This window comes from Spirulina sp. CS-785/01 (assembly GCF_028330525.1).
GTDB lineage: Bacteria > Cyanobacteriota > Cyanobacteriia > Cyanobacteriales > Spirulinaceae > JAQMSD01.
This window is the reverse complement of sequence record NZ_JAQMSD010000034.1, coordinates 1-19,262: the sequence shown is the minus strand read 5'-3', so window position 1 is coordinate 19,262 and position 19,262 is coordinate 1. Positions and strand designations below refer to the sequence as shown.

The following is a 19,262-nucleotide window of genomic DNA, read 5'->3' as shown; positions in this document are numbered from 1 at the left end:
TCTATGCCAAGAGATCTGTGTTCAGGTATTTTGATTAAAAAAGTGGGGTTGGGCATCGCCTCACTCAAAAACGCGAAGTCTCGTTCAAGGGATGGAGAAGCCCACGCTCTAATCTCCGATTGAGCGTGGGAGTATGTCACAATCTTTGCTTGTTCTTCGGCTTCCAAAGCAGGCCAATACCATGATCTCGATCTGATGAAGCAGATTCAACGCCTCGAATTGCACAATCTCTTAAAAACCAAAGGGTATCTAAAAAGGTGGATTTTCCGACTCCATTGGGGCCAAAGAGAACATTAAGGGGTTGAGTGTGTACCGATAAGGCGGCTAAACATCGGTAATTTTGGGTAGTAATGGTTGTTAATGGACTATTCATCCGTTCTTTCTCTTCATAGTTAGGGATAATCGAACAACCCATTTTGAACGGGTTTAAGTGAGCAGCCTTGGGGTTGAACCCAAGGCTGATCTGATGAATGACTGCTATGTTTGCCCTGTGTGGGGCGTGAAGACGTGGGAGCGAGAAAACGAGGGATTCCCCCTAAACCAGTTTGAGATGGGGATATTCGGCGAAAATATCATCGCTGGTGAGGGTTTCGTTTTCGGCTTGGGGACTCCAGAGGAGTTCTAAGGCTAACAAGCGATCGCTGCCTAGTCCGGCAATGGTTTGTAAGGCTTGTTTTAAGTCATCGGAACTATTAATCGAGGGGAGTTCGATTTTCCCTTCTGCTCCCACTAAGAGGGTGACAATGATATATTGGCGCGTATCCTGCTCCATTTGTTCTTGGACGGAGAGTTCGGAGGTGGGGAGACTGTCGGATTTAGATTGCTCGATTTGACTGTCCACGTTAGACAGGGTTTCCGAACTAAATTTACTCCGTTCTTCTAAGGCCAGTTGATTAAAACGCGCTTCTGCGGATTCTAAGGCGGCTTGTTGGTTTTCTGCTGCCCCATAGACCCAATATTGCGGGTTACGCAGCAGGGCTAAACTGGCTTCTTGTAAGACTTTACTCCGTCCGGAGGCGGTTCCGGTGTCGGCGGTGCGTCCCAGTTGGGTTAACTCTTTTTGTAGTTCTCGCGCTTCGGCGAGGAGGCCGACTTGGACTTTGGCGACGGAGACTTTGTTGCTACGTCGGGGTGTGCCGTCGTCTTCTCCGATGCCACTATTCCGGAAGGCGTTGATCAGGAAGTTGGCGATCGCAATCACAAGAATAATGGTAAACAGGCCACCAAATCCGCCACCAATCCCAAAGAAGGGGAATAAGAAAGGAAAGCCAATCCCTCCTCCGGGTCCGCGAGTGCCTCCTCTAGGGGCCCCACCACGGGGGGGAGAGTAAGTCCGAGGGGCGCGGAATGAGCCGCCACCAATGCGTCCTCCTCCCCGACGGGCTAAGGCATCTTGACTCGGTGCAAGGGTGAGGACGAGGACTAAAACACACAAGAATAGTGCTTTTATAAAGGGTTTTAGTTTAAGAAGAATTTTTTGACCCATGGGTTTTATCAATCAAACGAAGGTTTCATATAAAGACTCCTATGAGTTACTCAGTTTAGGTTTATTGGAGTCTGTACCGTCTTGGCTGTTACATTTATTAATCTAACGCGATTTGCTACATTAGCGGGGAGGAGAGAGGGAGAAGGGGGGTTCGGAAAACCGTACTCTGCGCGATGTTTGGGGGATTGGGGGGTGACGGGGAGGAGGTGGGCGATCGCTCTTTCACCGTCTCCCCCAGACTGGACAAAATCAGGAAATAGATACAATATAATTTATATTTCCCAGTTTGGAGGGAAAGTCCTGTCTTGAATGTGATCCCTGACTCATGAAGCGTTTTCAGATTGGTCGTTCTGTTTTACGGTTCTTACTCCTCGTTTTTGGAGTTTCTTTAGGAACGGTTGCTCTTGCTCAAATTAATCTCTGGATGGTGGTTGTTTTGATGGGTTTTGCCACTGGGGTTTCTCTCTGGCAACTCTGGGAAAGCCAGATTAAGCAGCGTGACAAGGGTAGTTTGGCGCAAGAAAAGGAGGAGGCGATCGCTTCCTTAACAGGACAACTCGACCAGCAACAACAGCAGTCTCAATCCTCGTATGATTCTCTTGCAACGCAGTTTACAGAACTACAAGAAGCCTACGATAATTTACAGGAAGAACAAAAGGAACTAGAAACACAATTACAAGAAAAAGCACAACTTGAAGATCAACTTATAGCAGAGTTAGAAGAAAAACTACAAGCGGATGAAGCAGATAGTGCAAATTCAGCGAATTTCCAAGAATTAAAGAAACTTAATAGAACTCTAGAATCTCAAAAACTGCAACTCCAAAATGAACTCAACCGACTCAAAGCTCGGCACGACAGACTCCAAGCAAATAAATGGGAATTAACAGCGAAACTCAATTCTTTGCAATATCAATTCGGAAAAGCCAATAATAGTGAAGCCGAGCCAAGGACAGAATTACAGCAATTATTGATCAAAGCTATCAATAGAAAATTACCAACTCTAGAAGAATCGTTGTTGATTATTAGCCAATTATTTCCAGATAGAATTGTTGTTTTAGAAAGTGCTTGGAAATCCGCTAGAGAATCAGCTATTTTTAAGAATAAAAACGGAGCATTTGATTTACTTTGGACTCTAGCTAATGAGTATTGGGAACGGTGTTATGAAGGGCAAGGAGATGCCCAAGCGAGAAAAGTATTTACGAATCATTCTTATGCTGCAAGGGAGTCGGACACCGTTGAAAGGAATCAAAGAGCCAAGCAGTTAAGAACCTTTTATTATCAAGGTGAACCCATAGAAATGATGAAACACCTTAAAATTGGCACAAGAAATAGTCTAGCTGATACGCTCAGAATTCACTTTGAATGGAAGCCAGAGGAAGGCAAAATTATTATTGGCCATTGTGGCAAACATTTAGATCATAATTGAGTGTTGTTTTAATGCTTCTATTGGTGCAAACGGGGACTGGCCATCTGTCCATGAATATTAAAGATGGCCTTTAGAATAATTGGCATTAAAGCGGTTGGCAATGAAACACAACCCCCTGAATGCTGACGCTAACTACTTCAACCGTAACACCTGCCAACCCCGCTTCTGTAAACGCTGCTGGACGCGCTGTGGTTGCGTGGTGGCTAAATAATTTGGCGGTTCCCAAGGGTGAATTTCGGGATAATGGGCAGGATAAAGAATTGGTTTCCAAAAACCTTTCCATAAGCGGAACACTGTATAATTGGCAGCCGCTAAAAACTCAATAATTGACTCTGCGTAACCGTGATGCGCTTCAAAGAAAATATCTCGAATTTTTTGCTCTTGAATTAATTGCTTTGCCCCTTGCAATGCGGCTAATTCGTGACCTTCAATATCAATTTTTAAGAGATCTATTTTATTGTCCCATAAATCATCTAATCTTGTCAATTGAACCTCATAAACTTTTAACGTTTCTTCACCTTTATCTGTTGCGTCATCAATTAAGGCCGCTTCTCCGCGATTATAGATAGGGAGTCTTAACCAACCCGTCCCCGTTTTATTAGTTAAAGCTACCGTTTTTAACTCAATTTGTGTCCAATTTTTTAAGGTTTGCCAAGTCTGCACATTAGAGAATAATTCTTTATAAATGTCTGGACAGGGTTCAAAAGCGATAACTTGCCCAGTTTTCCCTACTTTTGCCGCACATAAACTGGTAATATAGCCAATATTCGCCCCAATATCAAAAACCGTCTCTCCCTCGTCCAATAACCGCCAAAGGGACTCACTCAAGGCTAAATCATAGATTCCCATAATCCAGAGTGACCATTCAACTTTATCATCAGGATTGGGGCGAATTTGTAAGGGAACTCCCCAGGGTAAGTCGATGGTTTGGAAGCTATCAACCGGATGACTCGGAGGCCGACGGAAACGATAATAAATTTGTTTGGGTTGTAAGATATATTCGGGACGAGTGAGATAGTTAACGAGGGACATAAAATTTCACTGGTTACTGATTACTGATTACTGTTTACTGATTACTGCTATGTCGAGAGTTATCACCTATAGTCCAGCTTATACCCTTGTTCCGACCTATGAATGTTTTAATCGCTGTGAATATTGCAATTTTCGCACTGATCCGGGTGAGGATGCTTGGTTGTCTCTGACGGATGCTGAGGACAGGTTGCGTTCTCTCCAAGATACAGGAGTGATGGAAATTTTGTTGCTGAGTGGGGAAGTCCACCCTAAAAGTCCTCGCAGAAATGCTTGGTTTCAGCATCTCTATCAGTTAGCAGAGTTAGCACTCTCTCTGGGGTTTCTCCCCCATACTAATGCGGGGATTCTCTCGTTTGCGGAGATGGAACAGTTAAAAGAGGTAAATGTGTCGATGGGGTTGATGTTAGAACAACTCACCCCTCGTTTGTTGGAAACCGTCCATCGTCATGCACCGAGTAAGATTCCCCAAGTGCGGTTAGAACAGCTAGAATGGGCTGGAGTATTGCAAATTCCCTTTACAACGGGGTTGTTGTTGGGGATTGGGGAAACGGAGGAGGATTGGGGGGATAGTTTACGTGCGATCGCGCAACTCCAACACACCTACGGCCATATTCAAGAAGTCATCCTCCAACCCCACAGTCCAGGATCACAACAAAATTTCCCCCATGGGGCCTTCTCCCCCGAAACCTTATTACAAGTGATTCCATGGGCCCGAAAAATTTTACCCGACACCATTACGATTCAAATTCCCCCCAATTTACTCAAGGATGAATCGTTCTTACTCGCTTGTCTAGACGCAGGAGCAAGAGATTTAGGGGGGTTGAGTCCCAAAGATGAAGTGAACCCCGACTATCCCCACCCCACCCCCTCCTCCTTGGCCAAAATCCTCCATCCTGCGGGGTGGGACCTCACTCCCCGTTTACCAGTCTATCCCCAGTATTTAACCCGTTTACCCCCTCAGTTACAGGAAGTGGTGGGAACAGTTTGAACCTACATTCGGCACTGCTTAACGTAACACAGTTCAATGACCCCCACCTACTTCGTGAGGTGGGGGAGTCCCGCGGCTCTTTTGTTGAAGGACAAGAAAAATGAGTTCAATCAATCAGCTAAAAATCAAAAATTCTGAGTCTGTCACTAACTAGAAATATTCTTTGTACCCTAAAGCAACTGATTAAGATAAGATAAATCCACAGCACCAAAATGTACACTCAAGGCAATGTGCATATTTTCCATAGATTTCACTAACCAAGGGACTCCATCCTCAGTCGAAGACTCATAATGATTGAACAAAATTGAAAAACGCTTCTCTAAATGGGGTTTCACTTGTTGGCAAAGGAGCGTAATTTTCAATAATAAAACAATGGTCTTCGTTGCCCCCAAATTGGTCACTAAATCTACAAAAATATAGTGATTGGGTCTTTGATAACTTTCCACTACTAAATAGTTTAGTAAATGGCTTGAAGTTCTCAGAATAAGTGTATTGTTGGGTTTGTAGCCATCATACCGAGGCAGGGTGTTTTTTAAATAATCATACAACTTTTGATTAAATTTTTGATTCCCGTATTTAGAGTCAATCGAGGTGATTAAATACTCATACAGATCATCCTTGAAATGGCGGTAACTGGAAGCCTTGAGACTGCGGGAGAGAAACAACTTTGCCGACTCTCGATGGGTGTATTTTCCTTGGGTTTTCCCTATAAACTGACGGAGGGCGAATCCTAACTCGCGATCGCTTAATAACGTCGGATTGGTCACGGGTTGAATAATTCGCTTTTTCTTCGGCTTAATTAACTTCTTCTGCTGTGCTGTGCGCACCTGATACATCACATACTGAGACAAATCTAACTCAAACTGCTGTTGCAACTGATCCCGAATATGACGAACCGTTTGCTGATGCTCATAACTGCTATCTTGACTCAACAAACAATGCTCATACAAATAGGGATAACGATTAATCAACGTCCCCACTAAATTAGAATCACTTTCCGAGGTGCGAGGCCGTAACTTTCCCTTCTCCTCAATGGTATTTTGCATAATTCGCGCCAACCGTTGCAGCGTCAAAAACTGCTCCGTCTCCCGGAAATCCCGCACCAACTGGCGTAACCGTCTCGCTCCCCGTGCTTTTAATGTCCCTAGAGGTGGCACATCATCAAACAAGGCCACTAACTCTGGAATGGCCCACCGGGTATTGGGTTGCAACTGCCAGCGATTGATCAAAATATGACAACACCGATTGAGAATTAAATTGAATTCATCTTCAATGTCCTTAATACAAGCAATTTTTTCCAGAGATTCCCGGACTTCTAGGGGTTTGTAGTCTCGTCCCCCAATAAACAACCGTCGAAAACGGTCGATTAATTCTTCCGGCGTTTCCGTTTGCACGCAGTACAGCAAATGGTCGTACAGCGTCTGTTCTTCTTGGCGAGTCTGTCGTAAATTAGAGTCTATCAACGTAGTCACGCTTCTTCAGCCCTCCTAATCCCATAGAAATTGGGCTGTAAACAGCATAAAAAAATAGTTAGGGTTTATTATCTTAGGAATCCTTAGATTATCCCCAATCGTAGAGTAGATGCACGCACACAGACTGTCAGAATGTTAGAGATTTTCTGAGCAAGTCCAATTGAAATCCCTTACTATATCTCCATGATACCTTGACCTCAAAAGTAAAGGATTCGGCAAATCTACCGAAAACTGTTCCACCTGTTCGCGGGGTCTGGATTAATACACTGTTTTGCCCGATAATGCCCAGTTTGTGGGTTCATCGTTATGTCTTTACCACTCCAACTGTCACAACTTCCGGACATTCTCCAGAGTCCAGGGTCTTCTGTAGCGGGAAATGTTCCCATTACGGGAGTTTCGACGGATACTCGTACTCTCCAAGCGGGGGATTTATTTGTGGCCTTGCGGGGGGAAAGTTTTGATGGACACCAGTTTATTCCTCAAGCGGTGGATAAGGGAGCCGGTGCTTTGGTGGTGCAGGAGTCGGTGATGGTGGACACTGCGCCCCATGTGCCTCTGTTGCGGGTGAAAGATACGCTACAAGCCTATCAACGGTTGGGACGCTGGTGGCGGGACCAGTTTGAGATTCCGGTTATTGGGTTAACGGGGTCGGTGGGCAAAACGACTACAAAGGAACTCATTGCGGCGGTTTTGGGGACACGGGGGACGGTGCTGAAAACCCAGAAAAATTACAATAATGAAATTGGTGTGCCTAAGACGTTATTGGGCTTGACAAAAGAGCATGATTATGCAGTGGTGGAGATGGCGATGCGGGGGCGGGGCCAGATTGCTGAGTTAACGGAGATTGCTCGCCCGACGATTGGTTTAATTACCAATGTGGGGACGGCACATATTGGTTTGTTGGGGTCCCAGGAGGCGATCGCGGAGGCGAAATGTGAGTTGTTGGCGACTATGCCTTCAGAGAGTATTGCGTTGCTGAATGGGGATAATCGGCGTTTGCTGGAGACGGCCCAAGGGGTTTGGTCGGGGAATTGTTTCACTTATGGATTGGAGGGGGGCGATTTACGGGGGAGATTACTGGATTCTTATACGTTGCAGGTGGAGGATGAGCTATTTCCGTTGCCGTTGGCGGGGCGGCATAATGCGTCCAATTATTTGGCGGCTTTGGCGGTGGCGAAGTTGTTGGGGGTGGATTGGTCGCTTTTGAAAGGGGGGATTACGGTGGAGTTACCCGGAGGGCGGGCGAAGCGTTATGGTTTGCCGAATCAGGTGACATTGCTCGATGAGACTTATAATGCGGGGTATGAGTCGATGGTGGCGGCGTTGGAGATGCTGAAGGATACGCCCGCCCAGCGACATATTGCGGTGTTGGGGACGATGAAGGAGTTGGGGGAGAAGTCTTGGGAGTTGCATTATCGGGTGGGGGAGATGGTGAAGGCGTTGCAGTTGGATGAGTTATGGGTTTTGGTGGATGATCCGGAGGTGGAGGCGATCGCGGAGGGAGCGAAGGGGGTGACGAGTCACTGTTTTAGGAGTCGAGAGGCGTTGATTGAGGCGTTGAAATTAGAATTGCGATCGGGGGATTGTTTGTTGTGTAAAGCCTCGAATTCGGTGGGTTTGAGTCAAGTAGTTGAGGCGTTAATTAATCATTAAAATAAATCACTATTCAAGATTTATGCTTGCTTGATGGATTAGTGAGCATATTTATTAAGTTCTTGGACGAGTTGATGAACTGTGGTAGAGGGATCATCTTTTACAGGATTAGGAGGATTATAGTTTTGTAGAAGTCGTGTAGCGTTTTTTATGGCTGTCTTTTGAAAATCGAGTAACTCATCATAAATTGATTCACTATTTTTTGCATAGGGATGATCTAGCAATTTATCGAGTTTCTTGCTATAGTCTTGACGAGTCAGAGCCGTATTGAGAAATTGAAAGTGGAGAACGTACCAAAGTTCAAAGCATTGGTTAGAATAAGCCACTTGATATTGATTTTTTTTACATTGTGCAATGGTCTTCTGAATATCTTGAGGAGTCCAGTTATCCCTATCAAAAACTAGCCAAACTTGATCATAGTCTTGAGGATCATTGTTGTTAATTTCATTAAAGAGTTGGCTCGGATTGCGGCCACATCCTTTAATCTTAATAATAATACTAGGGACACGAAATTTACTAAAATAGTTTTTCTCGGTTTCTTCGCCTTCGCAAATAATTAAAAATCGTTGTCGAAGTTCTCTATTATTGGTTTTCCGTTTATGATATCCACGATGTTTATATTTTGATTTCCCCATCAGATTTAATTATTATCTGTCAGTATTAAGCAAGGTTTCAAAATCACCAAAATAAGGAATTGCACCATATTTACCTTTGATATAATCTCGCTCAAAGGTAGCGTCATTTCTAATGTTGTATTCAGCAAGAGAATATAAATCTGTTGCACCGTAACGGTCTTTTTCCATAAACCAAATTTGATCGCGCCGAAATAGTCGATTGCTGAGTAAATTGGTATCGTGAGTGGTGAAAATAATTTGAGCGTTTTTAGGATTAGTTATAGGGGAATTAAAAAGTTGAATAATTTTTTGACTAATCAGTGGATGTAAGCGTGCATCAAATTCATCTATGATTAGTGTTTTTCCTTCTTTTAGCGTGTTAATCAGTGGTCCCGCCATTGCAAAAATTTTTTGTGTTCCTTCTGATTCTTGTTCTTCTAAGTCAAATTCTTCTAGTTTAAGTTCAATCGGTTTATTATTGTTATTAAATTTCTGATGTTTGGTTTTAATTGATGCTTGTTTCCAACCATCTTCTTGAGTAAGCATTTCTTTAATTGAATCTGGCATTGCTTTAGGTAGTGAGTCAATTTCGATATCTACAATATCAACTTCAATATCATGAATACCAATATCGAGCTTTTTAATTAACTGTATAATCGCATTATGATCTTGTTTTGAATTAAGACAATGTACTGTATATCCTCCAAAGCCTTGATCATTTAATCCAGATGTAATTTTTAATTGCTCTGTAATCCAATTGAGGATGGTTTCGGCAATAGGAACGTTGAATTGTGCTGATACGGAAAGAAAAAGCGCATTGGGTCGAGTAAACTTTTGTAAGCCAGAAGCCTGATATTTTTTGGCTACTTTAAAGTGATCTAAGTTACGCTCAAATAAGCGAGTTTCACGGACATTGGGGACATAGTAAAGCCATTCGGAAATAATGCGATCGCGCTTTGCTTCAAACCCGTAGCGATAAATAATTCCCTCATGACGAAACACTAATTCAAAAAAAGAGGGTTCATTTTCGGTTGCTGTGCTGAGGCGAAATGGTTCAACCTTAATTGCATCTGTACTTTGGCCTTCCCGTGACGAATTGACCATTAAACCTTTCATAAAATTGAGCGCAGTAACAATATTGCTTTTACCGCTAGCATTTGCACCGTAGATGGCCGCACTTTTAACAAGAGTTAACTCCTCATCGACAACAAATGTATTATTTTCATCAATTTGGGAGTCTTTAGCTTTGAGGTTAGCTGCAACAAGACTCAACGTGACTTGTTTTTTGAAGGAGCGATAGTTGGCGACGCTAAACTCAATCAGCATAATTGGCTCTTAGAAGACAAATTCGTGATTTTTTCACGATTTCTCTCATTAAGCATAAGTGTTCCAGACCCAACCGTCAATACTCTATACCGGGATTAACAACCCTAAAATAACCAATTGCCTCCTAAGATATAAAAGCGCACGTAGAAAATGACATAAAATCCATCTAAAACGAGCAATATTGCTTTGGCCCAATGGGTTTTTAAGAGTGTCCAGACAAAGGGAGTCACTAAACAGACTAAGATGATCTCTAATAAGGCGATTATTGCTCCGTGATGCTTGGGGTCCCAGTAGGAGACTGGACTAATAAAACGGTAGTCACTCAAGGGGTAGAAATGACGGTGGGCATCGTCGTGATGGATGGGGATATCAAAGCAGGAATGAAGGATCATGCTGGTGAAGAAAATGCTCCCCCATTTCCATCCCCCATACCAACAGAGGGCTAAACCGAATAACCCAACGGGAAAGGAGTGAGATAGAGAAATTATGGTTTGCCAAAAGGGTTGATAATAGGCGGTTGACCAAATTTCTGATTCGGGTAGTTTTTGGATGACTTTGGCGACAAAATAAAAGGCGAAAATGGGGACATCAGGGAGAATTGCACCGAGGGTGATGGCGACGGTAGATTTTGGGGCAAGGGCTGCTCCTAATATGGCAAGATTAACAATGTAATGACCGGGAGTATTCACAATTAACAAGTAACAATTAGCAATTAGCAATTAGCAATTCATAATTATATGAAATTCGCTTTATTGGTATTAAATTAATTTATTGTAAGCCCTTCAGGGCTTACTACGAACTTATAGTAACGGTTAATAATCTAAGTCTGTCCAACGGACTGCTCCCTTAAAGATTGTGTCGCTGATAATTGCATTGGTTAAATCTGCTCCTAATAAATAGCCTTGGCTAAAGTCGGCTTCTTGTAAGTTAGCGTTACTTAAATTGGCATTGAGTAAATTTGCACCAATGAGTTGAGTTTGGGTTAAGTTACTGTAACTAAGATTTGCGTTTTTTAGTGTCGCTTGGGATAAGTTTGCTTCTTCTAAGGTTGCTCCTACTAATGTTACATCGGTTAAATTCGCCATTCTTAAAACGGCTAAGGATAAATCTCCTCCACTCAAGTCACTATTGACTAAGGTTGCTCCTTGTAAATAGGCAGATTCTAATATTGCTCCTTGTAAATTACTATAGGTTAGGTTAGCAACACCTAATTTTGCTCTAGTTAAGTTAGCATTTTCAAGGATGGTATAAGTTAAGTTGGCATGATTTAATCCCGCTTCATCTAAGTTTGCTTCCTGTAATTCGGCACAACGTAAATTGGCTCTGATAAAACTTGAACCGTGTAAGTTTGCTCTGGCAAAATCTGCACTTTGTATGCTTGCTCCAGCAAAGTTAGATTGGCGACTGATCGCGTTTATAAATTCAGCTTGTTGTAAGTTTGCGGTGTCTAAATTAGTGCGGTTTAGGCGAGCATTTCTTAAATTAGCATAGCTTAAAGTTGCGCCGTTTAAGTCTGCGGAGTTTAAGACTGCTCCTTGTAAGTTTGCTCGGTTTAAGTTTGCTCCTCCTAGAAAACTATTTTGCAGATTGGCTTGTTGTAGGTTGGCTTCTGGGAGTTGGGTAAAGGCTAGGTTGGCTTTGCTTAAATTAGCGCGAATTAAACTTGCTTTTTCGAGTTTGGCTAAGGATAAATCTGCTCCTCGTAAGTTAGCACTATCTAAGTTTACAACAATTTCTATGGCTTCTTCTTCGTTTTCGATGGGGTCGGGAAATCTTATTTTTCCGATGATTTCTCCTGCATATTGGGAGGTTTTAGTTTCGAGGAGACTCCGGTTACAAGTTCGGGCAATTGCTTCTTGTGTGGTTTTGGGTTCCTCGTCTTCTTCGTCTTCTTCGTCTTCTTCGTCTTCGTTGCCTTCGTCTTCTTCGTCTTCGTCTTCTTTGCCTTCGTCTTCTTCGTCTTCGTCTTCGTTGCCTTCGTCTTCTTCGTCTTCGTCTTCTAACTCATCTAGCACATTTTCAATAAAGTCTTCATCTGCTTCTATGGTTTCTACAATTTCATCTATTTCATCAAGTAAGTTAATTTCTGGTTGTTCGATTTCATTACTGGGTCTTAAATCAGCCCCTCGCAGGTTGGCATCTTCTAAGTTAGCAAAAATTAAATGTGCGCCTTTTAAATTAGCCCCGGCCAAGTTGGCCCCTCGTAAGTCTGCACCACTTAAATCAGCCTCTTCTAAGTCCGCATATTCTAAATTAGCCCCTGCTAAGTCCATGGCGGTTAAGTCGGCCTCACTCAAGTCACAGCGACGACATTCTCTGGTTTCTTGCAGACGGGTAATATCCTCTGGGTTGGCTGCCTGAGCCGGGTTTAGAGGAATTGAGAGGAGTAGGAGAGAGGCAACAGAAAGGAGAGAATAACGCATCAACTTGTTAAGGGGAGAAACAGGGGAAATAGGACGGAGGAGAGGCTAAACAAGTTTCAATTGAAGGGATTAAACTGAGAGTTGTCAAAGTCCGGGCTACGGGGTTGATTGAATCCTAAAAGGTCTTGTAATTCTTGAATGCGGTTGGTGTCTCCTTGTTGGCGATAGAGGCGGAGGGCTTTCTCCCACATTTGGGTGGCTTCTCGTTTCCGTTGACGGGCGGAGAGGGCAAAACCGAGTTTATAGTAACTATCGGGGTTATCGGGGGCGAGTTGGGTGGCGCGACGATAGGCTACAATGGCGGGTAAATAGGCTTCTAACGCCATTAATTCATCCCCGATATCTAATTGCACCTCGACGGAGTTATCGAGGGCGATAACGCGATAAAACATCCGGTCTGCGGCTTGATTTTGTCCTCTGTCTCGGAGGATGCGGCCAATTTGTAGTTGGGCGTAGGGGTTACGGGGATCGAGGTTAGCGGAGCGTTGTAGGGCGTTGAGGGCTTCTTGGTCGTTGTCTTCTAGCCCTAGGAGAAAAATCCCTAACTGCATCCAGAGTTTACTGTTGTTGGGATAGCGTTGGGTGGCTTGTCGGAGGAGATCAAGGGCGGACTGGGTTTGATTTTGTTCGAGGAGGGCGGTGGCCATGAGGCCATAGACTTCGCCATTGGGGGGGTTGAGGTTGACGACTCGTTGATAAACTTGTAGGGCGCGATCGTGATACCCTTGGCGCATGAGGACGACACCGAGGCCGAGATAACTGTCGATGTGGTTGGGTTGGAGTTGGATGGCGTGACGGTAGGCGTTGGTGGCGTTGCGGTTGTCGCCAATTTGGGCGAGACAGTGAGCGTAGGCGTAGTAAAAGGAACTGTTGTTCCGGTCGAGAAAGAGGGCGTTGCGATAGGCTTGGGCGGCTTCTTGGAAGCGGCCTTGGACGGCGTAGAGGTAGCCGATGCCGGAGTAAATTTTGGGGTTACGACGGTCGAGGGTGGCGGCTTGTTGGTAGGTGGCGATCGCTTGTTGATAGTTTCCCGTGTCGGCTAAGTCTCGCCCCCGTCGTAGGAGGTCATTCAGTTGTTCGTTATTACGGGAGGCGTTTTGCGCTACAACAGGGGAGGGAACAATCCCGGTTAAGCTGGTTGTTCCCATCCCTAAGAGAAAGGCTAAAAAAAGGGTTGGAATGGGATTTTTGTTCATTTTGGGTGATGGATAATGGCTAATGGGTAATGGGTAATGGGTGGTTTCATAAGATTACAGGGATTAGAAACCGGGTTTCTTTGTTGATTTTTTGGTAATTCTTGCAGTTGGGGATAGAAACCCGGTTTCTTCAACAACGCAAAACCCACAACTAACCTAACCACCGTTTATAACTTGTCGGCGTGTTCTTTATACCATTCAATAGTGTTTTGTAGCCCTTGTTTAAATTCTGTTTGGGCGACAAAACCAAACCGTTCTTTAGCCCGTTGGGTGTCTAGGCAACGACGGGGTTGGCCGTTGGGTTTGTCGGTGTCCCAGATGACTTCTCCTTGAAAGTCCATGACTTCACAAATTAATTCTAAGAGGGTTTTAATCGGGATTTCTTCGTTTGTCCCTAAATTTACAGGGTCTGGGTCATTATAACTTTGAGTGGCCATGACAATGCCTCTGGCCGCGTCTGTGGAGTAGAGAAATTCGCGGGTAGGACTGCCGTCTCCCCAAGCATGAATTGCGCGATCGCCCCGTTGTTGTGCTTCATACACCTTCCGAATTAAGGCCGGAATGACATGGGAACTACTGGGATTAAAATTATCTTCAGGGCCGTATAAATTAACGGGGAGTAGATACACCCCATTAAAGCCGTATTGTTGCCGATAGGCTTGTAATTGCACTAAAAGGGCTTTTTTCGCAACCCCGTAGGGGGCATTGGTTTCTTCGGGATAGCCCTCCCAGAGGTCATCTTCTTTGAAGGGAACCGGGGTAAATTTAGGATAAGCGCAAATTGTCCCCACACAGACCAATTTTTCCACTCCTGCTTCATAGGCTGCATGAATCAACTGCGCTCCCATCATCAGGTTATCGTAGAATAACTCGGCGGGTTTTTCTCGGTTGAGGCCAATTCCTCCCACATGGGCAGCTAAGTGGATGATAATATCTTGGTTAGCGGCGACTTGTTGACAGGCTTCTAGGTGACAGAGATTATAATCGCGCGATCGCGGAATAAAAATCCTCTCCGGATTCGCCCCAGCAGCAACTAACTGTTCCACCACTTGTTTACCCAGAAATCCCGCACCCCCAGTGACTACAATGCGCTTATCGCTTAAATCTAACATGGCTTTTTCCCTTCAATGATTAGAACTCCTCTCTTGTTGCCAGTTTAATCTATTGTCATGGTCATATTTTGTCGGATATAAGCAATATCCTCTTTCAGCTTTTCCGAAGCAGGAGTCCCTTCCGGAGTATCTAACCCCAAACCCGCCAAATCCGCATCCACCATGAGTTTCACCAACTCCTCAAAAGTGACCGAAGGTTGCCAACCCAGTTTTTCCCGGGCCCGGGTCGAATCCCCAATCAATAAATCCACCTCCGCAGGCCGTAAATAGCGGGGATCAAACTTAACAAAATCCTCCCAATTCAGTCCCACATAATCAAACGCAATCGTCAAAAACTCCCGAATCGAGTGGGTTTCATTCATAGCAATCACATAATCATCGGGGGTATCCTGTTGCAACATCAGCCACATGGCCTTCACATAGTCCTTCGCATATCCCCAGTCCCGTTTTGAGTCTAAATTGCCCAAATAAAGCTCTTTCTGAGTCCCTTTAACAATGCGTGCCACAGCCCGAGTAATTTTCCGCGTCACAAACGTCTCACCGCGACGGGGGGAATTATGAATCCAACCTTGTCCGACTCCTGCGTGAAATGTACCGCTTGTGGTAGCCAGATCAAACAACCAACTTTGATAGTCAATCGGTTGTGCTTTTACCACCTCACTCAGAGGACGACGCAAATGGTGTCCCTTTTCACCTTGGGTTTCCGGTGAATTGAGATTAATTTGATAATACAACCGTCCCTCACGGTCTTCAGTGCAGAGAATTGCCCGTTGTTTTAGGGTTTTCACCGCCAACCAGTATAAGCCAGCCGCCAAAACCGGGGAAGCTGTCCGAAACCCTTGGAATTCATAGGTACAAGGGGTACTTTTTAACCCATCCCCCGCATTGAACCCCTCTAAAAACGCTAAATGTTCTCGTTCAAAGGCATTCAGCACTCGTTTCGGAATACGCTTATAACCGGAACGAGTATAAAGTGAGTCGTAGATATAGCGGCCATAAGCCCGGTTTCCATTTAACTGGAGTTGAGTCAAGGTTTTTTGACCCGTAAAACCGCTTTGGGTGTGGCGACGGGAACTATTCCCCCCAGTGACTTTTCGCCAACTGTTGGCCACTCGGTCTAGTAAGGCAATATCTTGATTGGTGACTTGAATGCGTCCCTCCTCGTTGACATAACCTTCTGCGGCCAAAACCCCCAGTAACCAAGCTTCCGTTTCTGTCAAGTCGATTTGTTCGGGAGAGGAAGGAACATCAATTAAAGCCAAATGATCCCCCACTTGCACTTCTCCGGCGGGTGTTTCCACTACTTGCTCCGTCTGTTGGGTAAAGACCACATGATCGCTGGTGGCGTGGTACACTGCCCCCCGAGCAGCGATGCGATGGACTTGCTTATTGGCTTTTCGTTTTGCCCCATTCCAAGTGGCCGTCATACAGGTGACTTCCGTCCATCCTTGGGCATCCCAAACCTCAAAACGGTCTTCGGGGAGTAAGTCAGTGGTGTAGCGATGACCGTGACTGCCGTTCGTGCGGTGCGGGACAATATCTTCTATGGGCAGAATGTCAATGAGGCCATCTTTACGGATAATGACGGGGGTTTCTCCGGTGACACATTCATGGTTGAACAAAATGCCATTACAGGCAAATAAGTCGTAGGACTCCCGATAATTAATGGTTTGCCAGTGGGAATAGACCTTCGCGCAGGAATAGGGACTACGGGGGTAAAAGGGAGTATCTTCACTTTGGGGGACTTCTTGAACCTTCCCGAACATTTCCGAAGACCCTGCTTGATAAAAGCGCACTTGAATCCCTGTCCGGTGTTGATAGTCGCGGATAGCTTCTAGGAGACGTAGCGTTCCCATGGCCACCGTATCCACAGTATATTCGGGAGAATCAAAACTCACCCGGACGTGAGACTGGGCCCCTAAATTATAAATTTCGTTGGGCTTAATTTCTTCGAGAATGCGTCGTAGGGTTGTCCCGTCTGTTAGATCACCATAATGCAGAAATAAGCGGGCTTCGGGACTGTGGGGGTCAATATACATATGGTCGATGCGGTCTGTATTAAAGGTCGAGGTTCGCCGAATAATTCCATGAACTTCGTAGCCTTTTTCTAAGAGCAGTTCACTGAGGTATGACCCATCTTGACCTGTAATTCCGGTAATTAAAGCGCGTTTGGTTTCGCTCATGCTTGGTAATTCCTATATTCCAACAAACGGGGCAATCCAAATTTAAAGAGGGTAAATCAAATTTACCCTCTGCTAACCTTCTAGCATAACCCGCAAAAATTCTTTGTGTGGAATCTTCTATTCCAAAGACATCTAGCCGGAATTGAGCCATGATTGAGGTGAGAGAAGAAGGAATCCCCAACCCTGCCTTTTCAGGGATTATTGGTGGTTTTCCTCTCTCCTCTGTTTCTAGGAGATGTTAGTACGCCCCATTGTTGCGCGGAAATAGCATCACACCAATGGTTTTAATAATAATGAACAGGTCTAAAATCACTGTCCGGGAGTTGGCATAGTAAACATCCATTTTGATGCGACGGGGATAGGGGATATCGTTCCGTCCAGAGACCTGCCAAAGTCCGGTAATGCCAGGTTTCACTTGTAACACCTTGGCCATGTAGCGTCCGTAAAACGGAAGCTCTGCTTTAACCAAAGGTCGGGGGCCCACAACACTCATGTCTCCTTTGAGGACATTCCAAAATTGGGGAAGTTCATCGAGACTGGTGAGACGGAGGAATTTGCCGACTGGGGTAATTCGGGGGTCTTGCTTGAGTTTGTAGTTTTTTTGAAATTCCTGATGGAGGTGGGGCGAGGTGGCCATCATCTCCCCTAAAATGCGATCGGCATCTTTGACCATGGTGCGAAATTTAATACAGTAAAACGGTTGATAATTTTTGCCGATTCGCTGTTGGACGTAGAAGACGGGGCCGGGAGAGGCGATCGCAATTAACAAGGCTAGGATGAGATAAACGGGAGACCCCAATGTTAGCACCATCAGGGAAAAGACAATATCAAACAAGCGTTTAAACGTCGCACTATTCAGTTTTCGGACGAGGGCATAGCTTGATCGGTGTCGGGGGACTAGGGTGGGGTTTGGTTTCGTTCTGAAGTCGGTGCGAAACCGGACAGAACTCAAGGGACTTTCGGCAGTCATTTTACTCCTTCTCTTCACACCACAATACTTGAATGCACCATACAATAGCCGAATGGAATGATCCAACCCAACTAAGACTTATGGGACAAACGAATCTACTGTAGAGGGAAATGTTCCCTACTGCCAATCATTACAACACTGTTTGATAAATTTTTGATAACGCTGTTGAAAAAGAGTGGGAGAAAATTGCCTCGCATTCTCATAACACTGTTCAGGCCGGATTTTGCCCTGTAAGTCCCGTTCAAAGGCTTCTACCGCTTCTTGTAACCCCGTTGGGGTTTGGGGAGAAAACCAAACCCCTGTAGCCGTTTCGGGGAACTGACGGACATCTCTCACTGTCTCTAATGTTCCCCCAGCCCCATAGGCAATAACGGGCGTTCCACAGGCTTGGGCCTCTACGGGGGCGATGCCAAAATCTTCACAGGCCGCATAAACAAAGGCTTTGGCACGTTTCATATAATCTTCAACTACCCCATCAGATTGCATTCCTAACACCTGAATGTTCGGACGGGCTAATTTTTGAAGATAGGGCAATTCTGGCCCACTGCCAATGACCACCAGAGGCAACCCCAGTTGATTAAAGGCTTCTACTACCAGAGAAACGCGCTTATAGCTCACTAAACGAGAGACAATGAGATAAAAGTCCTCTTTCTGCGTTTCGAGGCTAAAACGGTCAATATTGACGGGGGGATAAATAACTTCAGCAGGCCGACGATAACACCGCCAGATGCGTCGTGCAATATGTTTTGAGTTGGCGATAAAGTAATCCACTCGATTGGCGGATAAGGTATCCCACAGGCGCATATAGTGGAGAATGAGGCGGGTGAATGCGCCGATGATGCCTTTGCCTAAGCGACTATTCTGGATATAGTCGAAGGTCAAGTCCCAAGCATAGCGCATGGGGGTGTGGCAATAGCAAATATGGAGTTGGTGCGGTCGGGTTAAGACTCCTTTGGCGACGGCATGGGAGGAGGATAAAATTAAATCATATTCCTCTAGGTTGAGTTGTTCAATGGCGAGAGGAAGTAAGGGTAAATATTTTTGCACCCCGTTTTTGGCCTGGGGAAAGTGTTGTAAAAAGGTAGTGCCGATCTGACGTTGGTAGAGATAGCTGTCTGGGTTCACCGATTCAAAGTCAATCAAAGCATATAAATCGGCCTCAATACATTCTAGTATCTCCCGCACCACTAATTCTGAACCCCCTGTCGCTTCTGGGGTAAGCCATTCATGGACTAAGGCCGTTTTCATTTTTTTGTTTTTTGTTTTTTGTTGGTTGTTGTGAACAAGGGAAAAGGGAATAGGGAACAGGGAATAGGGAACAGGGAATAGTGGGTTCTTTGTTCTCCCCTATCTCCCCCATCTCCCCCATCTCCCCCATCTC

General features: G+C 45.0%; 16 protein-coding genes and 1 pseudogene. 3 read left to right on the top strand and 14 right to left on the bottom strand.

Translation table 11 applies throughout. The annotated features are described in order from the left end of the window. Window positions 1–136: 136 nt before the first annotated feature. Entirely contained in the window at window positions 137–373 is a 237-nt protein-coding gene (locus PN462_RS23345) for an AAA family ATPase (RefSeq protein WP_443029032.1), read from the bottom strand. 162 nt (window positions 374–535) lie between these two features. After that, complete coding sequence (locus PN462_RS01485) at window positions 536–1,486, bottom strand: DUF1517 domain-containing protein (RefSeq protein WP_272126095.1); 951 nt, start codon at window positions 1,484–1,486, stop codon at window positions 536–538. Between the two features lie 325 nt (window positions 1,487–1,811). On the opposite strand from PN462_RS01485, the gene PN462_RS01480 reads away from it, so the two are divergent. Beyond that, entirely contained in the window at window positions 1,812–2,912 is a 1,101-nt protein-coding gene (locus tag PN462_RS01480) for a hypothetical protein (RefSeq protein WP_272126093.1), read from the top strand. 132 nt (window positions 2,913–3,044) lie between these two features. Here the strand turns inward: PN462_RS01480 and PN462_RS01475 are convergent, their stop codons facing one another. Continuing rightward, window positions 3,045–3,944, bottom strand: coding sequence for an FkbM family methyltransferase (locus PN462_RS01475; protein ID WP_272126091.1), 900 nt, complete (start codon window positions 3,942–3,944; stop codon window positions 3,045–3,047). Window positions 3,945–3,993: 49 nt separating this feature from the next. On the opposite strand from PN462_RS01475, the gene cofG reads away from it, so the two are divergent. Continuing rightward, the gene (gene cofG / locus PN462_RS01470) at window positions 3,994–4,932 is read left to right on the top strand and encodes a 7,8-didemethyl-8-hydroxy-5-deazariboflavin synthase subunit CofG (protein ID WP_272126089.1); all 939 of its coding nucleotides are present in this window, start codon (window positions 3,994–3,996) and stop codon (window positions 4,930–4,932) included. A 170-nt stretch (window positions 4,933–5,102) separates the two neighbouring features. On the opposite strand, the gene PN462_RS01465 is transcribed toward cofG, so the two are convergent. Then, window positions 5,103–6,404: a hypothetical protein gene (locus PN462_RS01465; RefSeq protein ID WP_272126088.1), complete on the bottom strand. Its 1,302-nt coding sequence runs from the start codon at window positions 6,402–6,404 to the stop codon at window positions 5,103–5,105. Between the two features lie 306 nt (window positions 6,405–6,710). Between PN462_RS01465 and PN462_RS01460 the strand changes: the two genes are divergently transcribed. Beyond that, complete coding sequence (locus PN462_RS01460; protein ID WP_272126087.1) at window positions 6,711–8,057, top strand: UDP-N-acetylmuramoyl-tripeptide--D-alanyl-D-alanine ligase; 1,347 nt, start codon at window positions 6,711–6,713, stop codon at window positions 8,055–8,057. 38 nt (window positions 8,058–8,095) lie between these two features. Here the strand turns inward: PN462_RS01460 and PN462_RS01455 are convergent, their stop codons facing one another. From PN462_RS01455 to PN462_RS01415, 10 genes and pseudogenes are all read right to left on the bottom strand, one after another. After that, window positions 8,096–8,692, bottom strand: coding sequence for an RloB family protein (locus tag PN462_RS01455; protein ID WP_272126086.1), 597 nt, complete (start codon window positions 8,690–8,692; stop codon window positions 8,096–8,098). Window positions 8,693–8,704: 12 nt separating this feature from the next. After that, a complete protein-coding gene (locus tag PN462_RS01450) occupies window positions 8,705–9,997 on the bottom strand; it encodes an AAA family ATPase (RefSeq protein WP_272126085.1) in 1,293 nt (430 codons plus the stop codon). Window positions 9,998–10,101: 104 nt separating this feature from the next. After that, window positions 10,102–10,686, bottom strand: coding sequence for a hypothetical protein (locus tag PN462_RS01445; protein ID WP_272126084.1), 585 nt, complete (start codon window positions 10,684–10,686; stop codon window positions 10,102–10,104). 123 nt (window positions 10,687–10,809) lie between these two features. Next, window positions 10,810–12,420 (bottom strand): pentapeptide repeat-containing protein, encoded by a 1,611-nt coding sequence (locus PN462_RS01440; RefSeq protein ID WP_272126083.1) that lies wholly within the window; start codon window positions 12,418–12,420, stop codon window positions 10,810–10,812. A 56-nt stretch (window positions 12,421–12,476) separates the two neighbouring features. Further along, window positions 12,477–13,616, bottom strand: a complete 1,140-nt coding sequence (locus tag PN462_RS01435; protein WP_272126082.1) for a tetratricopeptide repeat protein — start codon at window positions 13,614–13,616, stop codon at window positions 12,477–12,479. Window positions 13,617–13,783: 167 nt separating this feature from the next. Next, window positions 13,784–14,728, bottom strand: a complete 945-nt coding sequence (locus tag PN462_RS01430; RefSeq protein WP_272126081.1) for a GDP-L-fucose synthase family protein — start codon at window positions 14,726–14,728, stop codon at window positions 13,784–13,786. 44 nt (window positions 14,729–14,772) lie between these two features. Continuing rightward, window positions 14,773–16,155, bottom strand: a complete 1,383-nt coding sequence (locus PN462_RS23340; RefSeq protein ID WP_443029033.1) for a GDP-mannose 4,6-dehydratase — start codon at window positions 16,153–16,155, stop codon at window positions 14,773–14,775. 144 nt (window positions 16,156–16,299) lie between these two features. Then, window positions 16,300–16,911 (bottom strand): annotated as a pseudogene (locus PN462_RS23335) (GDP-mannose 4,6-dehydratase); the annotation flags it as partial. A 238-nt stretch (window positions 16,912–17,149) separates the two neighbouring features. Beyond that, the gene (locus tag PN462_RS01420; protein WP_272126079.1) at window positions 17,150–17,881 is read right to left on the bottom strand and encodes a sugar transferase; all 732 of its coding nucleotides are present in this window, start codon (window positions 17,879–17,881) and stop codon (window positions 17,150–17,152) included. A 117-nt stretch (window positions 17,882–17,998) separates the two neighbouring features. Further along, the gene (locus tag PN462_RS01415) at window positions 17,999–19,129 is read right to left on the bottom strand and encodes a glycosyltransferase (protein ID WP_272126078.1); all 1,131 of its coding nucleotides are present in this window, start codon (window positions 19,127–19,129) and stop codon (window positions 17,999–18,001) included. Between the last annotated feature and the right edge of the window lie 133 nt (window positions 19,130–19,262).

Excerpts from the sequence above, each read along its gene's own strand:
- PN462_RS01460 (WP_272126087.1), top strand. The coding sequence starts at position 6,711 with ATGTCTTTACCACTCCAACTGTCACAACTTCCGGACATTCTCCAGAGT.
- cofG (WP_272126089.1), top strand. The coding sequence starts at position 3,994 with ATGTCGAGAGTTATCACCTATAGTCCAGCTTATACCCTTGTTCCGACC.
- PN462_RS01420 (WP_272126079.1), bottom strand. The coding sequence starts at position 17,881 with ATGACTGCCGAAAGTCCCTTGAGTTCTGTCCGGTTTCGCACCGACTTC.
- PN462_RS23340 (WP_443029033.1), bottom strand. The coding sequence starts at position 16,155 with ATGACGGCCACTTGGAATGGGGCAAAACGAAAAGCCAATAAGCAAGTC.
- PN462_RS01485 (WP_272126095.1), bottom strand. The coding sequence starts at position 1,486 with ATGGGTCAAAAAATTCTTCTTAAACTAAAACCCTTTATAAAAGCACTA.
- PN462_RS01435 (WP_272126082.1), bottom strand. The coding sequence starts at position 13,616 with ATGAACAAAAATCCCATTCCAACCCTTTTTTTAGCCTTTCTCTTAGGG.
- PN462_RS01480 (WP_272126093.1), top strand. The coding sequence starts at position 1,812 with ATGAAGCGTTTTCAGATTGGTCGTTCTGTTTTACGGTTCTTACTCCTC.
- PN462_RS01450 (WP_272126085.1), bottom strand. The coding sequence starts at position 9,997 with ATGCTGATTGAGTTTAGCGTCGCCAACTATCGCTCCTTCAAAAAACAA.
- PN462_RS01430 (WP_272126081.1), bottom strand. The coding sequence starts at position 14,728 with ATGTTAGATTTAAGCGATAAGCGCATTGTAGTCACTGGGGGTGCGGGA.
- PN462_RS01475 (WP_272126091.1), bottom strand. The coding sequence starts at position 3,944 with ATGTCCCTCGTTAACTATCTCACTCGTCCCGAATATATCTTACAACCC.
- PN462_RS01415 (WP_272126078.1), bottom strand. The coding sequence starts at position 19,129 with ATGAAAACGGCCTTAGTCCATGAATGGCTTACCCCAGAAGCGACAGGG.
- PN462_RS01455 (WP_272126086.1), bottom strand. The coding sequence starts at position 8,692 with ATGGGGAAATCAAAATATAAACATCGTGGATATCATAAACGGAAAACC.
- PN462_RS01440 (WP_272126083.1), bottom strand. The coding sequence starts at position 12,420 with ATGCGTTATTCTCTCCTTTCTGTTGCCTCTCTCCTACTCCTCTCAATT.
- PN462_RS23345 (WP_443029032.1), bottom strand. The coding sequence starts at position 373 with ATGAATAGTCCATTAACAACCATTACTACCCAAAATTACCGATGTTTA.